We start from the raw sequence: 19,956 nt of genomic DNA, 5'->3' as shown, positions 1-19,956 counted from the left end.
CGATCTTATCGCGCTCCAGCCGTTTTTGGCTGAGCATGATCTTTCGGAAAACCGGTGCCCACCGCGGCCCTCCAGACCCGGATCATGCTCCACAGGATGTGACGACGATGGCGAAAAAATCCCTCCAGCTCGGCCGCGCGGTCGAGTGGCCGCACACACCGGAAGGCGCCCAGCTCGACCGGGTGCCCAATCCGCAAAAGGGCATCGACTATCTGGTGCGTTTCACGGTGCCGGAATTCACCTCGCTCTGCCCGGTCACGGGCCAGCCGGATTTCGCGCATCTGATGATCGACTACGCGCCGGGGCCGTGGCTGCTGGAGTCGAAATCGCTAAAACTCTACATCGCGAGCTTCCGCAACCACGGCGCCTTCCACGAGGACTGCACCGTGATGATCGGCAAGCGGATTGCGGACGAGATCAAGCCGAAATGGCTGCGCATCGGCGGCTATTGGTATCCGCGCGGCGGCATTCCGATTGACGTATTCTGGCAGACCGGCCGCGTGCCCAAGGGCTTGTGGGTGCCCGAGCAGGGCGTCGCGCCCTATCGCGGGCGGGGTTAAGCCGGGGCATCCTGCGTCTCACCACGCGTACCGCACCACACCTTTGCCCGCGTAGGAGCGCGTGACATTCGAGAACTCGCCCTCGAACGTACCGGCGGCCGACCAGCCGTTCAGCCACTTCTTTTCAACCGATCCCGTCACCAGCGCGGAGTCCGAAGCCATCGCCGCACCGTTCACGACGAAGCTCGCGCCGGGGAGAGTTTGGAACGTGGCTCCGATGGCGCGGTCCGGATTGAAATCATGCGCCCAGGCGAGCCGCCCGCGCAAGGTGACGATCCCGTCCGCCTGAGCAAAGGATTTGTCGGTGCGCAGGCCGAGCTCGGTGCGCGTGTCGGTGGCGCTCTTCGCGCGATAGGCCAGCGCGAACTGGTTGCTGCCGACGATCGCCTGCTCGGCGTAGGCCGGCAGATCGAAAGTCGTGAACTGCGCTGCGGCGTAAGGCGTGAGACCCACGCCCTGCGTGACGAAGCGGTAGCCGCCCTCGAGCCGGCCGGAATAGGCGTTGGCGTTGAACTCGGCGCGCAGACGATCGACGCCGGCAACCGTCACGGTGCGATCGGTCGTGATGTCGTGCCAGCCATAGGCAAGCGCGCCGGTGATGTAGGCGGCGCCGACGCCGTGCCGGAAGAAGGCGCCGGCTTGGAACAGGTCGGACCGACCACCGCCGAGCGCGTTCGCCACGGTGAAGTTGGTGCCGCCGCCGGCCAGCGCGAAGCCAACCAGCGTATCCCGCGAGATGCGATAGTCCGCACCGACAGCGGTGCCATAGAGATTGCTTCTAGTGTTGTTCGATCCGACGACGGCGTTGCCGTCGGTTTGCTGCGCGCCGCCAAAGCCCGCCGCCCAGACGCTCCAGCGTTGCTCGAACGACGGTGCAACGGGTGCCTTGGTGTAGATCGCCGCCAGCGCGTCGTTCGGCTTGCGCTTCCGCGCGTAGGCCAGCGCGGTCTCATCGGCGTAAGCGTTCGGCGTGCCGCCCGCACCGACCGGATCGCCGCGGCCCGCAATGAATGGACCCGTCATCACACCCATGAACTGGTCCATCGCATTGAACGTCGCCTGCTGCGGCGCGCTGCCGACCTCGCCGGAGAGCTGGGTGAGGCTGGCGGGCGTCAGGCCGCCGAATACGATCGGGATCGTGCCGGTCGCATTGAAATAGTTGATGATGGCGTTACCAACGCTCTGCTGGTTCCTGTTGAGGTCGCCAGCCGGCGGCGCGAAGTTCAGCGCGAGGTTGAGGTAGGCATGGGTGGCGTCATAACTCAACGACGTATGGAAGCCCGACGGCAGGCCAACATTGGTGACCGTAGGACTGAACGTGTCGGTGATGCTGGCCGCATTCAGGATCGTGTACTGCTTGGCGACGTAAGAGCCAGCCGCAAAATTTGCACTGACGGTGGCGCCGCCAAGCGTTGCATTGCCGGCAACATTGGCAAAGGTAGAGGTTGTGGGATCGACGAAGACATTGAAGTACGCCCCGGGTTGCATCACGAGGCTTGTCACTGCCATGGAGGTTCCCGGCCCGCCTGGCGCACCCGGCGAGAAATAGCCTCCCGCGATCAGGGCGGCTCCGACTGCACCGTTTCCGGTCAGGTATCCATTGGGATTGACGGTGGTGAGAGCCGACGACGCCATCGATCCCGACACAACGAGCGTGCCCCCGTCAACCGTGGTGGTGCCGGTGTAACCGCTGCTGTCGCCGGACAGGATCAGGGCGCCGGAACCGGTTTTCACGAAGCTACCGGTGCCACTGATGGATCCGGCGAACAGAGACGTCGAATTGTCTCCGCCGACGGTGAAGACAAATGCGCCCGTATTCAGCTGGCTGCCCGCCACGCCGGCGAGCGAGCCGTAGGTCGCCCCGCCGGAGGTCGAGTAGACATTCGCGCCGGCAGCCGTCATGTCCACCCGCCCCGTGACGCTGCCGCCATAGGTGTTCATCGAGGCGAGACTGCCGGACAGTGTCACGTTGCCATTGATCGTCCCATAGAGCTGCGTGTATCCGCCGGCGGCGTTGATCGATCCATTGATCGTCCCGGTAGGATCGACGACGATATTGGCGCCGATGGCGTTGCTGATGGTGTTTGTCGCATTCAGCGTTCCCGTGACTGCGAGATTGCCGTTGTTGGTCACGCTCGTCGCATTGATCGTCCGGCCGGCATCGATCCAGGTAGCGTGAATCATCGCACTGGATTGGTTGATCAGCGTCGTTACGGTGAGATCGCCGCCGGAGACGAAAAGGTCGGATATTGCACCGGTGGTCAGGGTCCCATTGACGGCGAGCGCACCGGTCACCGTGAAAGCACCACTTTGATGGTCGACGTTACCGTTGATCGTGCCGGCTGCGTTCGCGGTGCCGGAATTCGTTAGTCCGCCATTGACCGTTCCAGTCGTCGTGAAGGTACCGCCGGCTGCGTTCGTCGTCCCGGCAGTCGTCGTCACCGTACCTCCGTTGGTGAAGGTGCCGGCGTTGTTGACGATGCTGGTCGCGCTCAGCGTCCGGCCTGCCGCGACCTGGACCGCCGTGGCCGAGCTCGAATTGTTCGTCAGCGTCGTGATGCCGGTGAAGCTGCCAAACTGCGCGGCCAGGCTCGACGTCGCGTTGTTGGTCACCGCACCGTTGGTCGTCAGATCGCCGCTCAGCGCGAAAGAGCCGCTGCCCTGGTTGGTGATGCCGTCATTGAAGACGCCCCTCGCGTTGACCGTGCCCGAATTCGTCAGCCCGCCGTTGACCGTGCCGGTCGTGTTGAAGGTGGCGCCGGCGGCATTGGTCGTGCCCCCGGTCGTCGTGATCGAGCCATTGTTGAAGAACGTGCCACCGTTGTTGGCAATCGTCGTGGCGGAGATGATGCCGGCTGCGAGATTGGAGAAACCGGTGGTGGTGGTGATGTCGCCGATCAGGGTACCTTGATTGCTCGCGATCGCACTGACGGTCAGCGACGTCGTCAGGCTGCCGGTGTTGATGAAGGTCCCGCCAGTAACGCTGGTGTTGGTGAACGAGTTGGTGCCGGACAGCGTCAACCTGCTGGACCCCGCCTGCGAGATCGAGGCGCCCGTCATGTTGTTGCTGATCGAGATGAAAGTGCCGACGCCGCCGGCATTGTTGGTGATGCCGGTGACAAAATTCACCGCCTGACCGCCTATCGCGTAGCCCTGGGACGCAGCGTCGAAAATCCAGGACTGGGGTGAGATGGGACCAACGGTAATTGTGACGGCCGCCGTGCCAGTGTTGGAAAAGGTCGCGGTCTCGCCTGCGGTGTCGGGGACGGTGTTCGTCGACCAATTGGTTGGCTCGTTGTAATTGCCGTTGGCGACGCCGCCGTTCTGCCAGACCTGCGCTCGCGCCATTGACGGCAACAATGCGACCGTCACAAGAGCCGTGCTGGCTAACAGAGACCTGATTAAGAGAGCCCAACGCGTGGGCCCACCCTCGCCTGCCCCGATCATCGAAAATTCCGTTGGGCCGTGCGCTGCCCTTGATTCCATATATTTCAAACGCGAAATTTCTAGCTGCTTCACCGGCGGCGAACCATCGATGATCGGTTTCGTCGGCGGGCCGAGCGCCGATTCCACGGCGGTGTGGCTGCAAGGCAACAAAAGGTTGCATGGTTCCCGGGCACCCGCCGAGCCTGTCGAGGGATCGGCGGGTCAACCAAATACGCCCTCAGCAGTTCGACCTTCGCATTCGCCGCCAACAGCCGTCGCGCCAGGATCACGGCGAGATTGCGCATGATCTTCAGCGGCGTCTCCCGGGGTGCCGGCGGCGTCGGCAAAGCTATCGAGCGGCAGCTCGAGGCAGGTGACGGGCGTATCCGCGAGAACGTCGGGGCTTCGCTTCAGGATCGTCATTTCGCCGAACGCCATGCCGGGGCCGAGGGATGTCAGCCGCACGCCGCTCGGCAGCTTCACGCTGACCATGCCGCTCTGGGTGACCTCAGCGCGCCTCCGAGGGACCCGCGGCTTGAGCAACAGACGAGGCTTGGCACGACCATGCTCGCGGCGCATGTGGTCGGACTCGAATAGCCAGATCTGGGGCCAACGAGTGGCACAGTGGCCATGTCTCGGTCCACGGTCCCGCCAGCGAGAATGCGAATGCCGCGTTACTTGGAGACGGACGACCTTTCCCAGGGACGTTTGCCGTTGGCATCTCTGTCCCATGGACGTATGGTCGGCGCGCTCTTTTCCTCGGCAGCCGCTTTCGCGCGGTCGGCTTGCACCTGCTCGCGATCCGTCACGGGTGGCTTCGGCTGCGCATCAGAGGTCTGCGCGGCGACCGGACCCATGGCGAGCAGCGCGGCGATCAGGAACTTTGTCATCCCCGGCTGTAGCACGCCGACGGCACGACGTCCGATTTAGTTGCAGGGTTCCGGCGCACTTTCGTCAAACCCGCGCGTCGGACGGCGCCCGCGGCTTGAGCAGCCGGGCACAGACAACGCCGAGCGCCACCATGATCACTGCGCTCGCGAACAGGGTCGGCATCTTGCCGGCGTGCTGGAGCCCGAAGCCATAGGCGAGCGGCCCCACGGTCTGCCCCATGAAGAAGAAGAACGAATGCAGGGACAGCGCGGTGGCGCGCGTCTCAACCGAGAGTTCGCTGGCGAACACCTGCAGACAGCCGTGGGCGATGTAGAAGCCCCATCCCATCACGATGAGATTCAGTGCCTGCACTTCCCAGCGCGGGCCGAAGGCGACGGCAATGAGCTGCGAGGCCACCAGCGTCATGCCAGAGATCATCATTCCCTTCACGCCCAGCCAAGGCAGCAGGCGCGACACCGTCAGCGTGTAGAACAGCCCGCCGACCGCAAAGCCCGCGATGACGATGCCGGCGATCGAGAGCGAGGTCTGCCCGAGCTCGAACAGGAACGAGGCGATGTAGGGAAACAGGCCGAGCACGCAGCAGCCTTCGATGAACACTGCCGAATAGCAGACATAGGCGTTCGGATTGGTGAAGATGGTGCGATAGCCGGCCTTGAGCGCTGACAGGCTCGTCTTCGGTGGATGCTTGACCTTGGCGCCGTGAAAGCCGGCGGCGACCGCGATCGACGCCACGATCACGAGCCCACCGAGGACCGCTAGCACGCCGCGCCAGCCGAGAAAGTCGCCGATCAGGCCGGAGGCCGAGGCGCCGAGCAGATTGCCGGTCATCGCGCCGGCGAGCGTGCGGCTGATCGCGACCTGGCGCTTCTCGGGACCGACGAGGTCGCTAGTCAGGCTGAGCGCCACCGGAAACACTCCGCCCGAGCCAATACCGGCGAGGATGCGGGTCGCGAACAGAACCGAGAACGAGGACGAGAGCGCGCCCAGGATGTTGGCAAGGCCAAGCAGCGCGAGACAGCCGATCATCAGCCGCGTCTTGCCGAACAGATCGGCCGCGGCGCCAACGATGGGTTGGATGATCGAGAAGGTGAAGGCGAACACCGCCGCAAAGCCCGCGGCGGTCGCGATGCTGACGCCAAAATCCTCGGCGACGTGCGGGAGCACCGGATCGAGCGCGCGCGCCGACAGCGCTGCGGCGAAGCTTGCGCCTGAGATGACGTAGAGCGCTGTCGGCAAGCCCTGATCTTGCGGCCGCGCCTCGCCTTGCTGCATTAGCGCGGATTCTTTGCCAGCGCGTCGAACGCCATCAGCCTGGCGATCAGTCCCTCGAACTCGCGTAGCGGCACCATGTTGGGTCCGTCCGAGGGGGCGCGATCAGGATCGGGATGGGTCTCGATGAAGACGCCGGCAACGCCGACCGCAACGGCCGCGCGGGCCAGCACCGGCACGAATTCGCGCTCGCCGCCCGACGAGGTCCCCTTCCCGCCCGGCTGCTGCACCGAATGGGTGGCATCGAAGATGACGGGCGCGCCGGTGGTGCGCGCCAGGATCGGCAGCGCACGCATGTCGGAGACCAGCGTGTTGTAGCCGAAGGACGCCCCGCGCTCGGTGACGAGCACGTTGGGATTATCGGCACTCGTGATCTTGGTGACCACATTCGCCATGTCCCAGGGCGCCAGGAATTGGCCCTTCTTGACATTGACAACCTTGCCGGTCGCGGCGGCAGCGAGCAGCAGATCAGTCTGCCGGCAAAGAAACGCCGGGATCTGCAGGATGTCCACGGCCTGCGCGACCTCGGCGCACTGCGTGGCCTCGTGCACGTCGGTCAGGACAGGCAGGGCGAGCGAGGAGCGGATCTCGGCGAAGATCGGCAGCGACTGCGCCAGCCCAAGGCCGCGAGCAGCGGATGCGCTGGTGCGGTTGGCCTTGTCGAAGGAGGTCTTGTAGACGAGGCCGATGTTGAGCCGCGTCGCGATCTCCTTCAGCGCAGAGGCAACCTCCAGCGCATGCTGGCGGCTTTCGAGCTGGCACGGCCCAGCAATGATCGCGATCGGCAAATCATTGCCGAATTTGACCTTGCCGATGGCGACGACCGGCGCCGCTGAATTCGAAGAGCTCAAGGCAAATCCCTCATTTCGGCGCGACCATAACCGCGACGGGGGTCGGATCAACCCCCTTCGGCCCGGCCGTTCGAATATCAGGGTTGCGCCAGAGTTCCCCGCTGCGGCAAGGATTGCTACTTCACCGCCGAGAAGGCGGTCGGCGTCAGGATCTGGCTGACGATGTTGCCGACGATCTGGCCGTCGGCCTCGCTCTCGGCGCGGGCTTTCATCCAGTCCGGATCAGTCATGAACGCGCCCCACTTCTTCTCGCGCTCGGCGAGCGAGTCCCACGCCAGGAAATAGGTCAGCTCCTGGTTGGATTCGCCTATCAGCGTCGTGAAGAACCCGGCCTGCTTGATACCGTGCTTCTCCCAGATCTTCAGCGTGGCGGTCTCGAACCGCTTCAACAGCGCCGGCAGGCGGCCAGGCACACAGCGATAGACGCGCATTTCGTAGATCATCGACGTTCACTCCGGCTTTGTTGTTCTTGCGGCAGGCAGTTGTCGCAACAATCCGCGCGATGGTCAAAGGCAGAGAAAGCGCTACACCAGCCGGCTCTGCACCATCGCCGCCTGAATGAAGGACGCGAACAGCGGGTGAGGCTCGAACGGCCGCGACTTCAGTTCGGGGTGGAACTGGACGCCGATGAACCAGGGATGGTCCTCGTATTCGACGATCTCCGGCAGCACGCCGTCGGGCGACAGGCCTGAGAATTTCAGTCCGTGCTGCTCGAGGCGATCCTTGTAGGCGGTGTTGACCTCGTAGCGGTGGCGGTGGCGCTCGGAGATCTCGGTGGCGCCGCCATAGACCTGCGAGACGCGGCTGCCGCGGTTGAGGGCAGCAGGATAAGCGCCAAGCCGCATCGTGCCGCCGAGATCACCGGCCTGCGAGCGCTTCTCGAGCTCGTTGCCGCGCAACCATTCCGTCATCAGGCCGACCAGCGGCTCCTTGGTGGGACCGAACTCGGTGGAGTTGGCGTCCTCGATGCCGACGAGGTTTCGTGCCGCCTCGATCACTGCCATCTGCATGCCGAAGCAGATGCCGAAATACGGCACGTCGCGCTCACGCGCGAACTGCGCCGCGCGGATCTTGCCTTCGGCGCCGCGCTGGCCGAATCCCCCCGGCACCAAAATGCCATTGACGTGCTCGAGGAACGGCGCCGGATCTTCCTTCTCGAAGATCTCGCTCTCGATCCAGTCGAGATTGACCTTGACCTTGTTGGCGATGCCGCCATGCGAGAGCGCTTCGATCAGCGACTTATACGCATCCTTCATGCCGGTGTATTTGCCGACGATGGCGATGGTGACGTCGCCTTCGGGATTGCGAATGCGTTCGTTGATCTGCTGCCAGCTCTTGAGCACCGGCGGGGTTTGCGATCCGATACCGAAGGCGGCAAGCACTTCGTCGTCGAGGCCCGCCGCGTGATAGGCTTGCGGCACGGCATAGATGCTGTCGGCGTCGCGCGCCTCGATCACGGCGCTTTCACGCACGTTACAGAACAGCCCCAGCTTGCGCCGCTCTTCCTTCGGAATCTCGCGGTCGGTGCGGCAGAGCAGGATATCCGGCTGGATGCCGATCGAGCGCAGCTCCTTCACCGAGTGCTGGGTCGGCTTGGTCTTCAGCTCGCCGGCGCTCGGAATGTAAGGCAGCAGCGTGAGATGAATGTAGATGGCGTGATCGCGCGGCAGTTCGTTCTTGAGCTGGCGGATCGCCTCGAAGAACGGCAGGCCCTCGATGTCGCCGACCGTGCCGCCGATCTCGACAAGCACGAAGTCGTACTCGTCGTTCCCGGAGAGGACGAATTCCTTGATGGCGTTGGTGACGTGCGGAACTACCTGGATGGTCGCGCCGAGATAATCGCCGCGGCGCTCCTTGGAGATGATGTCCTGGTAGATGCGCCCTGTTGTGATGTTGTCCTGCTTGGTCGCAGGCCGGCCCGTGAAGCGCTCGTAGTGACCGAGATCGAGATCGGTCTCCGCGCCGTCATCGGTCACGAACACTTCGCCGTGCTGATACGGCGACATCGTTCCGGGATCGAGGTTGAGATAGGGGTCGAGTTTGCGGAGGCGGACCTTGTAGCCCCGGGCTTGCAACAGCGCACCGAGTGCCGCTGAAGCCAGACCCTTGCCGAGCGAAGAAACCACGCCGCCGGTGATGAATATGTACCGCGCCATGGGACTTAACCTCTAATCCCTCGAATTCGATTCGCCAAAGCGATTCGTATTCCGCCCGAAAGATTCTGCGGGCCTGTGGGTGAGCCAAAACTAAGAGTGGTGACAGTGCCTTGATGGGGATTGTTGATGCAGGACGGTAGCAACCGCCCTGCATGGCCCCCCTGCGTTATTGCGAGCGCGGCACCTGCGGGCCGCTCGGGGCCGGGGCCTGCTGCTGCTCGTCCGCCTTCTTCAGCGAATCCAGGATACCGCCCGAGGTCGGCGGCGCGATCGGCGATCCGCCGCCCGGCTGGGTCTGCGAGGCCGGCGTGCCAATGATCGAGGACGGCGCACGGCTGTAACCCGCGTGCCAGGACAAGAACATGCTGGTGAGGAAGAAGCCCGCGGCCAAAATCCCGGTGGTCCGCGTCAAAAGGTTCGCGGTGCCGCGGCTCGACATGAAGCCCGCGCCCCCGCCCATGCCGAGGCCGCCGCCTTCCGACTTCTGGAGCAGGACGGCGCCGATCATAACGGCGACGATCATGAGGTGGATGACGATGACAACAGTCTGCATAGTGCCCTTCCGTCACAAGCGGACGGCGCCTGACGGCGGCCGATCGCGCTTCGCGGGTTTTCCTGAAGTTGCGCGGTGTTACACGATCGGAGGGGGTATTGCCACCCCCGATCGGGTCCGGAGAAACGGTTTGAATGAGTTAGGGACAGCCCTTCGCGATCGCAAGGAAATCGGCCGCCTTCAGGCTGGCGCCGCCGACCAGCGCGCCGTTGACGTTCTTGACCGCCATCAGCTCGGCCGCGTTCGAGGGCTTGACCGAGCCGCCGTAGAGGATGCGCATTTTGGCACCGTCGGCCTTGAACTTCGAGGTCAGGAGTTCCCGGATAAACCCATGAATCTGTTCGACATCCCGGGCTGTGGGGGTCAAGCCGGTGCCAATCGCCCAGACCGGTTCATAGGCAACGACGAGATTCGCGGCGGTCGAGCCATCCGGCAGCGAGCCGGCGAGCTGCCCGCGCAGGATGTCCAGGGTCTGACCGGCGTCGCGCTGGGCTTGCGTCTCGCCGACGCAGACGATCGCCGTCGCGCCGGCCCGCCAGGCGGCTTCAGCCTTCTGACGGATCAGGGCATCGCCCTCGCCGTGATCGGCGCGACGCTCGGAATGGCCGACGATGACCGCGATCGCCCCCGCATCCACCAGCATTTCGGCCGCGATATCACCGGTATGGGCGCCGGAGGCCTTTGCGTGGCAGTCCTGCGCGCCCACCGCGACCGTCTTGCCACGCGCCTTCTCAGCGAAGGCGGCAATCAGGGTTGCGGGCGGGCAGACCAGCAGATCGGCCTTGCCAGCCACGTCTGCCGCACCGTTGAGCATGGCGTCGAACTCGGCAGTCTGGGCTTTCAGGCCGTTCATTTTCCAATTGCCGGCGATCAGGGGGCGGATGGCGTCGGTCATGTCAATTTCCAGGAAAATGAGGTTTGTGCATGCGCTAGCAGAGCTGCTGCGGCAGTTCCAGATTCTTGTTTTGACGCGTTTTCTTGACGCGAACCGGGTCCAGCTCGCTGGAATACGCTACTAGGGCCTTTAATCGCAGCCTCGATCCGTCGATTGACCCGAGGTTGCGGGGGGAAAGCCACCACTTTATGATGATTGATCAATTTGGTGAGGCGCTTTTGCTGAATCTGCATTAAGACGCGCTCCCGTTCCCCTCCTGCTCAAACAAGTTGGACCAAATGCTTCGAGGAATGCGCAAGGCCTCATCAAACTGGCTCGGCAAGACCATTATGGCCGTGGTGATGGGCGTATTGATCGTCAGTTTCGGCATTTGGGGCATCGCCGACATCTTCAAGGGATTCGGGCAGTCCACGGTGGCCAAGATCGGCAGCACCGAGATCTCGCTGAATGAGTTCCGCCAGATCTATACCGACCGCCTGCAACAGATCAGCCGCCAGTTCGGCCGTCCGCTCACGCCGGATCAGGCGCGTGCCTTCGGCCTCGACCGCCAGGTCCTCCAGCAGACAATCGCCGAAGCCGCCCTCGACGAGGAGGCCCGCCGGCTCGGGCTCGGTCAGTCCGACGAGCAGATCCGCCAGGTCATCATGAACGATCCCAACTTCAAGGGCGTCGGCGGCAATTTCGATGCGAACCGCTTCCAGGCCGTGATCCGCAATTTCGGCTATACCGAGCAGCGTTACGTCGCCGAACAGCGCAAGGTGTCGCTGCGGCGGCAGCTCACCGGCACGATCGGCGCCGGCCTCGAACCGCCGAAGACAATGCTCGACGTGCTGACGCGCTTCCAGAACGAGCAGCGCGCCATCGAGTTCGTCAAGCTCGACGCTGCCCAGGCAGGCACCATCGACGCGCCCTCGCCCGAGACGCTCGCCGCCTATTTCGAGGATCATAAAGTCCAGTTCCGAGCGCCCGAATATCGCAAGATCGCCTTCGTCGTGGTCTCGCCGGAAGAGATCGGCAAATGGAGCGAGGTCTCCGACGAGGACGCCAAGAAGGCTTTCGAGCTGCGCAAGGACCGGCTCGGCACGCCGGAGAAGCGCCAGATCCAGCAATTGGTGTTTCCGAACCTCGCCGACGCGCAGGCCGCACGCGAGCGCCTCGTCGGGGGAATGTCGTTTGAGGACCTCGGCAAGGAGCGCGGGCTGAGCGCCTCCGACGTCGACCTCGGACTCGTGACCAAGTCTTCGCTCACTGCCGCAGTCGGCGACGCCGCCTTCGCGCTTCCTGCCGGCGAGATCAGCCAGCCGATCCAGGGCGGGCTCGGCGTCGCGATCGTCAAGGTCGACAAGATCGAGCCGGGCAAAGAGGCGGACTACGCCAGCCTTGCCGGCGACATCAAGCGCGAGATCGCCACCGAGCGCGCGCGCCTCAAGGTCGCCGATCTCCGCGACAAGATGGAAGACGAACGCGGCGGCGGCTCCAGTGTGATCGACGCGGCGCAGAAGCTCGGCCTCACCGCCGTGACCATCGACGCCGTCGACCGCTCCGGCCGCGCCCCGAACGGCCAGCCGATCGCCAACATTCCGCAAGGCCTCGACGTGGTGTCGCAGGCCTTCAACACCGATGTCGGCGTCGACAACGACTCGATCTCGTTCAAGGGCGGCTATGTCTGGTACGACGTGCTGGCCATCACGCCCTCGCGCGACCGCAATCTCGACGAGGTCCGCGACCAGGTCGAAGCGCGCTGGCGCCAGGATCAGATCGCGGCCAAGCTCAAGGCCAAGGCGACCGAGATGGTGCAGAAGCTCGAAACGGGCGGCAAGCTCGCCGATGAAGCCTCAGCGCTCGGCGCCAAGGTAGAGACCGCGGCCGGCATCAAGCGTGATGACTCGCCCGCCGGCGTTCCTGCAGCAATAGTGTCGGCTGCCTTCCGCACCGCAAAGGACGGCGTCGGACAGGCGGCAGTCAGCGGTGGCAGCGAAGTCGTGGTCTTCCGCGTCACCGACATCATCGATCCCGCGGTCGACGCCGCCTCCGACGCGATCAAGAAGCTGAAGGAGAGCCTCGACCGCGCCCAGACCGAGGAGCAGATCGCTTCCTACGTCAACAAGCTTGAAACCGACATCGGGACCACCATTAATCAGGCCGCCTTCGCGCAGGTGACCGGCGCGAACCAGTGAGTTGAAAGCACGCGATGGACGACCTGAAATCGATCATTGGAAAAGTGGCGACCGGCGCCAGCCTGTCGCGTGACGAAGCCGCTTCCGCCTTCGACGCCATGATGTCCGGCGAGGCCACGCCCTCGCAGATGGGCGGCCTGTTGATGGCCCTGCGGGTGCGCGGCGAAACGGTGGACGAGATCACGGGCGCGGTTACGGCGATGCGTTCCAAGATGCTGACCGTGACGGCGCCGTCTGAGGCCGTCGATATCGTCGGCACCGGCGGCGACGGCTCCGGCTCCGTCAACGTTTCGACCTGTGCCTCGTTCATTGTTGCGGGCGCCGGCGTGCCGGTGGCCAAGCATGGCAACCGCGCGCTGTCGTCGCGCTCGGGAGCGGCCGACGTGCTGGCCTCGCTCGGGGTGAAGATCGACCTCAGGCCCGAGCAGGTCGGACACTGCGTGCGCGAATGCGGCATCGGCTTCATGTTCGCCCCCGCCCACCATCCCGCCATGAAGAACGTCGGCCCAACCCGGGTCGAACTGGCGACACGCACGATCTTCAATCTGCTCGGTCCCTTGTCGAATCCTGCCGGTGTCAAGCGCCAGATGGTCGGCGTGTTCTCCAGGCAATGGGTGCAGCCGCTGGCGCAGGTGCTGAAGAATCTCGGGTCCCAATCCGCCTGGGTGGTGCACGGCTCCGACGGTCTCGACGAGATCACCCTCACCGGCCCGACCTTCGTCTCCGCGCTCCACAACGGCGAGATCCGGAATTTCGAGGTGACGCCCGAGGACGCCGGCCTGCCGCGCTGCGAGCCCGGCGCGCTGAAGGGCGGTGACGCCGATGCCAATGCGGTCGCCCTGCAAAGTGTGCTCGATGGCAACCCAAGCCCCTACCGCGACGTCGCCCTGATGAACGCCGCCGCCGCGCTGGTCGTGGCCGGCCGCGCCAAGGACCTCAAGGAGGGCGTCGCTATCGGCACCAAGGCGATCGACAGCGGCGCGGCAAACGCGCGGCTGAAGCACCTGATCGCGGTCTCGAACGGCTGAGCGTCCCCATGTCGGATATCCTGACCAAGATCGAAACCTACAAGCGTGAGGAGATCGCCGCGGCCAAGCGCGCGCAGCCGCTGTCTTCCGTCGAGGCAAAGGCCAAAGCGCAAGCCGCGCCGCGCGGCTTCGTGCGCGCGATCAAGGCCAAGCACGCCAATGGCGATTACGCGCTGATCGCGGAGGTGAAGAAAGCCTCGCCGTCGAAAGGGCTGATCCGCGCCGATTTCGATCCGCCCCAGCTTGCCAAGGCCTATGAAGCCGGCGGCGCGGCCTGTCTGTCGGTGCTGACAGATACGCCCTCGTTCCAGGGCCATCTCGACTTCATGGTGGCGGCGCGTGCGGCGACGTCATTGCCGGTGCTACGCAAGGATTTCATGTTCGACACCTATCAAGTGGTCGAGGCCCGTGCGCATGGCGCCGATTGCATCCTGATCATCATGGCGGCGCTCGACGATGCCGCCGCCCGGGACCTCGAAGACGCCGCGACGGCCTACGGCATGGACGTGCTGATCGAGATCCACGACCGCGCCGAGCTCGACCGGGCGCTGAAACTTCGTTCGCCGATGATCGGGGTCAACAACCGCAATCTTCGCACCTTCGAAACCTCGCTCGCCACCAGCGAAGCGCTGGCGCCGCTGATCCCGGGGGACCGGCTGATGGTCGGCGAGAGCGGCATCTTCACGCCGGCCGATCTCGCCCGGCTCGAGCGCGTCGGCACGTCGACCTTCCTTGTCGGAGAAAGCCTGATGCGACAGGCCGATGTCAGCGCGGCGACGCGCACCCTGCTCGCGCGTGAGATTGCGCCGCGCGCGATGGGCACGCGCTGACATGGCGCGCAAGCCCGCGAAGACCAAACCGACCAAGGCCGGCCCCGCCCTCACCCATATCGGTGCCTCGGGCGAGGCGCGAATGGTCGACGTGTCCGACAAGCCGGCAACCGAGCGGCTGGCGGTCGCGGAAGGCCGCGTGGTCATGACCAGGGCGACGCTCGACCTGATCGTGTCAGGCAACGCCAAGAAGGGCGACGTGCTCGGCACCGCCCGCATCGCCGGCATCATGGCCGCCAAACGCACCTCGGAGCTGATCCCGCTCTGCCATCCGCTCGCGCTGTCGAAGGTGACGCTCGACATCGAGCCTGACATGAAATTGCCGGGCTGCCTCGTTCGCGCCAGCGTGAAGGTGACGGGCCCGACCGGCGTCGAGATGGAGGCCCTCACCGCCGTGTCGGTCGCCTGCCTCACAATCTACGACATGATCAAAGCGGTCGAGCGCGGCGTGCGCATCGAAGGCATCCACCTCGTCGAGAAGCTCGGCGGCAAGTCCGGCCATTATCGCGCCTGATCGTTACTTCAGCGACGTGCTGATCGACGCGAATTTCGTGCTGAGCCTGCTGCCCATGCCGTTCACGACGGTAATGATCGCAAGCGCGATCCCGGCGGCGATCAGGCCGTATTCGATCGCGGTCGCACCACGCTCGTCGGCGATGAAACTCTTCAGAATGTTGGTCATGACCGTGTCCTCCTCTGGGTGTTGGCAGATGTGTTCGCAAATCACGTGCCAATGCGCTTTCGAGGGCCGCCAACATGTTAGATGGTTAAGCTCTGGTTGATCACGGCGGGGCCGGCAGAAATTGACCGGCATCGGGGCAGCCCGCGGCAATTCCTGCACGGCGTTGCGTCCGGCACATCGATTGCTTTTGCGCGCGGCCGTTCACATCACATTAACCGCGCTTCCTAACTTCGCCTCCACCCCGTTCCCGTAAACCAACGGATGTTTCCGGGGCCAAGAATTGACCCTGACGTGTGCACGGCAATGATCCAGCATGATGACGAGATTTGGCAATCGCCTCTTTAACCAGGCCTTCGTGCGCGGCGGACCGATCCGCTGGCTGGTGGTGGGCGGCGCGCTGCTGATCGCGGCAATTGCCATCGGCTCGGTCCTGATGGCACAGAATTTCCGCGAGCGGGCGCTGCGCAACTCCAGCCGCGAGCTGGACAACACGGTGCTGCTACTCGCCCATCATTTCGATCAGCAATTGCAGGATTTCGCGGTCATCCAGAAGGATTTCGTCGACCACGTCCGCACGACCGGGATCAACAATGCGGTCGACTATCGCAAGCGCCTCTCGGGCCAGGACGTCCACGGGATGTTGCGCTCGAAGATCGAGGCGCTGCCCTACATCGGCGGCGTCAACATCATCGACGCCGAAGGCAATCTGATCAATTCCTCGACGGCATGGCCTGCTCCGAAAGTGAACGTCGCCGATCGCAGCTATTTCCGCACCTTCAAATACGATCCCTATTCACCGGACGTCCTGATCGAGCCCCTGCACAGTCGCATCTCCGGTGCCTGGACCGTTCTGATCGTGCGCAAGGTCGTCGGGCCCACCGGCGAGTTCCTGGGTGTCGTTGGACGCGGCATCGAGCCCGCCAATTTCGAGAAATTCTTCGCCTCGGTCGCGCTCGGCGAAGACGCGACGATCTCGATGCTGCACCGCGACGGCACGCTACTCGCCCGGTATCCGAATTCCAGCGCATTGATGGGGCGGAACTTCAAAAATGGTTCGTTTGCGCACCAGAGGGTGTTTGGCCTCGACCACTTCGCCGGCCGTTTCGTAAGTCCGGTCGACGGCGACGACCGGCTGATTTCCTCGCGCGCCCTGCCCCACTTCCCGATCCTGATGATGGCCACCACGACGCGCGCGGCTGCACTCACGGACTGGCGCGAGCAGATCGGCATCCTGATCTCGGTCGCCGCCTCTTCCGCGCTCGCCATCGCAGGCGTGCTGATCGCGGTCGTGCGCAAGCTGCTGGAGCAGCACCGCCTGTCGCGGGAACGCTTGACGCTGGAAAAGCAGCGGCTCGACCGCGCCGTCAACAACATGACGCAGGGCCTGTTGCTGTTCGACGCGGAGCGGCGGCTGGTGGTCTGCAATCAGCGCTACATCGAAATGTACGGTTTGTCGGCCGAAATCGTGAAGCCCGGCTGCAGTTTCCATGACATCATCGCCCATCGCAAGGTGACCGGCTCGTTCGCCGGCGACGTGGACGATTATGTCGCGCGCGTGCTGAAGGACATCCATGCCCGCAACTCGATGGTGGTCGAAACCTCCGACGGCCGCTCGATCCACATCCTCAACGAACCGCTCGCGGACGGCGGCTGGGTGGCAACCCATGAGGATATCACCGAACGCCGTCGCATCGAGGAGCGCATCACCCACCTTGCCCATTACGACGCGCTGACCGATCTGCCCAACCGCACCATGTTCCACGAGCACCTGCGCGAGGAGCTCGCCGCTGTCGGCAACGGCGAAGAGATCGCGGTGCATTACATCGATATTGACGAGTTCAAGGGCGTCAACGACGCGCTGGGCCATCTGGTCGGCGACGAGCTGTTGAAATCGGTTGCCGCAAGCCTGCGTCGCTGTGCGGGCCCGGCGGATTTCGTGGCGCGGCTGGGCGGCGACGAATTCGCCATCGTCCAGAGCGCGGTGACATCGCTGGATCAGGTCAATGAGCTCGTCGCACGGATCTTCGAATCTATCCGCGCGCCGTTCGACTGCCTGGGCCATCATCTCAACACCGATGCCAGCATCGGCATTGCGCTCGCACCTGAACACGGCACCGCGCTCGACCAGATCCTCAAGAACGCGGACATGGCGATGTACGCCGCCAAGTCCGCCGGACGCCACACCTATCGCTTCTTCGAACCGGAGATGGATGCCAACGCGCGCGAACGGCGGCAGCTCGAGAGCGACCTGCGCCATGCCATCGCTCACGGCGGCCTCGAGGTCTATTACCAGCCCTGCCTCGGCCTGAAGGACGATCGCATCACCGGCTGCGAGGCGCTGGTGCGCTGGCGCCATCCCGAGCGCGGCATGGTCTCGCCGGCGGAATTCATCCCAATCGCCGAAGATACCGGACTGATCAACGAGATCGGCGAATGGGTGCTGGCGACCGCCTGCCGGGATGCTGCGAACTGGCCCGATGACATCCGCCTCGCCGTCAACGTCTCGCCGGTGCAATTCAAGAGCGGCACGCTGGCGCTGAAAATCATGGCGGCGCTCGCCGCTTCGAATCTGCCTGCGAGCCGGCTGGAGCTCGAGATCACCGAGGCGGTGCTGATCCGCGACGACGATGTTGCGCTTACGATCCTGCACCAGCTCCGGGCCATCGGCGTGCGCATCGCGCTCGACGATTTCGGCACCGGCTACTCCTCACTCAGCTATCTGCACCGCTTCCCGTTCGACAAGATCAAGATCGACCGCTGTTTCGTCGAGGACATCGCCGGTCCCGACGGCTCCGCCAGCATCGTCCAGGCCGTCGTCAATCTGGCGACCGCGCGCCGGATGACCACCACGGCCGAGGGCGTCGAGACCGAGGAGCAGCAGCGCCTGTTGCGCGCGCTCGGCTGTTCCGAGATGCAGGGCTATCTTTTCAGCGCCGCCAAGCCCGCCGATAAGGTACTGGAGCTGTTCGCGCTGCATCGCAGCCATCTCGCCCTGCGTGAAGGCGGCGAGAGCCGCCGCCGCGAGGCAGGTTAGGTCCGAACGTCGCCATCCGGGCTACGGATCACTGAGACGGTCCTGCAAACGAAATCGCCCGGGAGTGGTGATGCACTCCCGGGCGATATCGATGTCTCGAAGCCGCAAAGATTAGTTCGGCACCGCAGCCTTCGGCGCGGGCTTGGCCGCAACCGCATTCGCGGTGACGCCGTGCAGGAAGTCGAAGGCCGCATGCAGGGCCTTGTCGTCCTCCTGCTTCGGTGGAACGTAGGACTGGGATCCGGTCTGCTCGCCGCCCTCGCCGGCCGACAGATGCCCGCGCATCTGCGACTCCGCCATGGTGTCCATCCGGCCTTTCAGCTCGGGAGGCACGTCCTGCAGGATCTCGATGTCGGGGGCGACGCCCTGGGCCTGGATCGAGCGGCCCGACGGCGTGTAATAGCGCGCCGTGGTCAGCGCCAGCGCGCCATTGCCGGCGCCGAGCGGAATGATCGTCTGCACCGAGCCCTTGCCGAACGAGCGCGTGCCGATGATCGTGGCACGCTTGTGGTCATGCAGAGCGCCGGCCACGATCTCCGAGGCCGAGGCCGAGCCGCCATTGACCAGCACCACCAGCGGCTTGCCCTTGGTGAGGTCGCCGCCATGCGCGGTGAAGCGCTGGGTCTCTTCCGGACTGCGCCCACGGGTCGAGACGACCTCACCGCGCTGCAGGAACGCGCTCGACACCGACACGGCCTGGTCGAGCAGTCCGCCCGGATTGTTGCGCAGGTCCACCACGTAGCCGACGAGCTTGTCCTGCGAGACGTCCCTGGTGATCGAGGCGATCGCTTTCTTCAGGCCGTCGGTGGTCTGCTCGTTGAACGAGGTGACACGGATATAGCCGATGTCGCCGTTCTCGACATGGAAGCGCACGGGGCGCACATGAATGATCTCGCGCTTGAGCGCGACATCGAGCGGGGCGTCGGCGCCCTTGCGCACGATGGTGAGCTTGGTCTGGGTGTCGACCGGGCCCTTCATCTTGTTGACGGCCTGCTCGAGCGTCATGCCCTGCACGGCCTCGCCGTCGATCTTGCTGATGAGGTCGCCGGACATCAAGCCGGCCTTCGAAGCCGGCGTGTCGTCGATTGGCGAGACGACTTTGACGAGGCCCTCTTCCATCGTGACTTCGATGCCGAGGCCGCCGAACTCGCCGGAGGTGGTCTCCTGCATCTCGGTCCAGGCCTTCGCATTCATGTAGCGCGAATGCGGATCGAGCGAGGTCACCATGCCCGTGATCGCACCCTCAACCAGCTTGGCATTGTCGGGCTTCTCGACATAGCTCGCCTTTACGCGCTCGAACACTTCGCCGAACAGGTTGAGCTGGGAGTAGGCATCATTCGCACCCGCCGCCGCCCGCGCCGCCCATACGCCGCCGTGCGGGCTGGCTACCAGAAGAGTCAGACACGCTCCGGTGAGCGCGCCCAGAGGGAACAGCAGGGATTTCCGCATGGTTGGGCTGGCCTTTGTGCTTTGCCGGTTCGCTTGGGCTCGTCGCTTGAGACTGGGGAAGCGCCATGCAATTGGCGATCCAGTCCGCTTCTCACAATACCATTCTGGTTTCTTCAAGGCCGGGATGCCACGCCGACGGGTACTCCGCAGAATTC

At 64.4% G+C, this 19,956-nt stretch carries 17 protein-coding genes; 6 read left to right on the top strand and 11 right to left on the bottom strand.

All coding sequences use genetic code 11. The annotated features are described in order from the left end of the window. Positions 1-107 precede the first annotated feature (107 nt). A complete protein-coding gene (gene queF / locus IVB28_RS14665) occupies positions 108-560 on the top strand; it encodes a preQ(1) synthase (protein WP_247527113.1) in 453 nt (150 codons plus the stop codon). Positions 561-578: 18 nt separating this feature from the next. On the opposite strand, the gene IVB28_RS14660 is transcribed toward queF, so the two are convergent. The 9 genes from IVB28_RS14660 to tpiA form a co-directional block, all read right to left on the bottom strand. Next, positions 579-3,908 carry an autotransporter outer membrane beta-barrel domain-containing protein gene (locus IVB28_RS14660; protein WP_247527112.1) on the bottom strand — a complete coding sequence of 1,110 codons (3,330 nt, stop codon included), beginning with the start codon at positions 3,906-3,908 and terminating at the stop codon, positions 579-581. A 300-nt stretch (positions 3,909-4,208) separates the two neighbouring features. Continuing rightward, on the bottom strand, positions 4,209-4,478 hold the full coding sequence (locus IVB28_RS14655) for a cyclic nucleotide-binding domain-containing protein (RefSeq protein ID WP_247527111.1): 270 nt from the start codon (positions 4,476-4,478) through the stop codon (positions 4,209-4,211). Between the two features lie 182 nt (positions 4,479-4,660). Then, positions 4,661-4,876, bottom strand: a complete 216-nt coding sequence (locus IVB28_RS14650; protein WP_247527110.1) for a hypothetical protein — start codon at positions 4,874-4,876, stop codon at positions 4,661-4,663. Positions 4,877-4,940: 64 nt separating this feature from the next. Continuing rightward, positions 4,941-6,149, bottom strand: a complete 1,209-nt coding sequence (locus IVB28_RS14645; RefSeq protein ID WP_247527109.1) for an MFS transporter — start codon at positions 6,147-6,149, stop codon at positions 4,941-4,943. Continuing rightward, on the bottom strand, positions 6,149-6,997 hold the full coding sequence (kdsA, locus tag IVB28_RS14640) for a 3-deoxy-8-phosphooctulonate synthase (protein WP_247527108.1): 849 nt from the start codon (positions 6,995-6,997) through the stop codon (positions 6,149-6,151). The genes IVB28_RS14645 and kdsA overlap by 1 nt, the downstream gene beginning before the upstream one ends. Before the next feature lie 116 nt (positions 6,998-7,113). Continuing rightward, on the bottom strand, positions 7,114-7,440 hold the full coding sequence (locus tag IVB28_RS14635) for an NIPSNAP family protein (protein WP_028136196.1): 327 nt from the start codon (positions 7,438-7,440) through the stop codon (positions 7,114-7,116). An 81-nt stretch (positions 7,441-7,521) separates the two neighbouring features. Continuing rightward, on the bottom strand, positions 7,522-9,153 hold the full coding sequence (locus IVB28_RS14630) for a CTP synthase (RefSeq protein ID WP_247527107.1): 1,632 nt from the start codon (positions 9,151-9,153) through the stop codon (positions 7,522-7,524). 166 nt (positions 9,154-9,319) lie between these two features. Further along, positions 9,320-9,706: a preprotein translocase subunit SecG gene (secG, locus tag IVB28_RS14625; RefSeq protein WP_246929325.1), complete on the bottom strand. Its 387-nt coding sequence runs from the start codon at positions 9,704-9,706 to the stop codon at positions 9,320-9,322. A gap of 139 nt (positions 9,707-9,845) precedes the next feature. Then, entirely contained in the window at positions 9,846-10,601 is a 756-nt protein-coding gene (gene tpiA, locus IVB28_RS14620; protein ID WP_247527105.1) for a triose-phosphate isomerase, read from the bottom strand. Between the two features lie 278 nt (positions 10,602-10,879). On the opposite strand from tpiA, the gene IVB28_RS14615 reads away from it, so the two are divergent. The 4 genes from IVB28_RS14615 to moaC are packed head-to-tail and all read left to right on the top strand — an operon-like array spanning position 10,880 to position 15,150. Further along, entirely contained in the window at positions 10,880-12,778 is a 1,899-nt protein-coding gene (locus IVB28_RS14615; protein WP_247527104.1) for a peptidylprolyl isomerase, read from the top strand. A gap of 14 nt (positions 12,779-12,792) precedes the next feature. Then, positions 12,793-13,806, top strand: a complete 1,014-nt coding sequence (trpD, locus tag IVB28_RS14610; RefSeq protein WP_247527102.1) for an anthranilate phosphoribosyltransferase — start codon at positions 12,793-12,795, stop codon at positions 13,804-13,806. An 8-nt stretch (positions 13,807-13,814) separates the two neighbouring features. Then, a complete protein-coding gene (trpC, locus tag IVB28_RS14605; RefSeq protein ID WP_247527101.1) occupies positions 13,815-14,636 on the top strand; it encodes an indole-3-glycerol phosphate synthase TrpC in 822 nt (273 codons plus the stop codon). A gap of 1 nt (position 14,637) precedes the next feature. Continuing rightward, positions 14,638-15,150 carry a cyclic pyranopterin monophosphate synthase MoaC gene (gene moaC, locus IVB28_RS14600; protein WP_247527099.1) on the top strand — a complete coding sequence of 171 codons (513 nt, stop codon included), beginning with the start codon at positions 14,638-14,640 and terminating at the stop codon, positions 15,148-15,150. A gap of 3 nt (positions 15,151-15,153) precedes the next feature. On the opposite strand, the gene IVB28_RS14595 is transcribed toward moaC, so the two are convergent. After that, a complete protein-coding gene (locus tag IVB28_RS14595) occupies positions 15,154-15,318 on the bottom strand; it encodes a Flp family type IVb pilin (RefSeq protein ID WP_247321581.1) in 165 nt (54 codons plus the stop codon). 313 nt (positions 15,319-15,631) lie between these two features. On the opposite strand from IVB28_RS14595, the gene IVB28_RS14590 reads away from it, so the two are divergent. Next, a complete protein-coding gene (locus IVB28_RS14590; protein ID WP_247527098.1) occupies positions 15,632-18,352 on the top strand; it encodes an EAL domain-containing protein in 2,721 nt (906 codons plus the stop codon). 111 nt (positions 18,353-18,463) lie between these two features. On the opposite strand, the gene IVB28_RS14585 is transcribed toward IVB28_RS14590, so the two are convergent. After that, positions 18,464-19,801, bottom strand: a complete 1,338-nt coding sequence (locus tag IVB28_RS14585; protein WP_247527097.1) for a S41 family peptidase — start codon at positions 19,799-19,801, stop codon at positions 18,464-18,466. Positions 19,802-19,956 lie beyond the last annotated feature (155 nt).

This window comes from Bradyrhizobium sp. 199, assembly GCF_023073355.1.
Classification (GTDB): Bacteria; Pseudomonadota; Alphaproteobacteria; order Rhizobiales; family Xanthobacteraceae; genus Bradyrhizobium.
The sequence above is the reverse complement of the archived record's forward strand: the minus strand, read 5'-3'. Positions and strand labels throughout refer to the sequence as shown.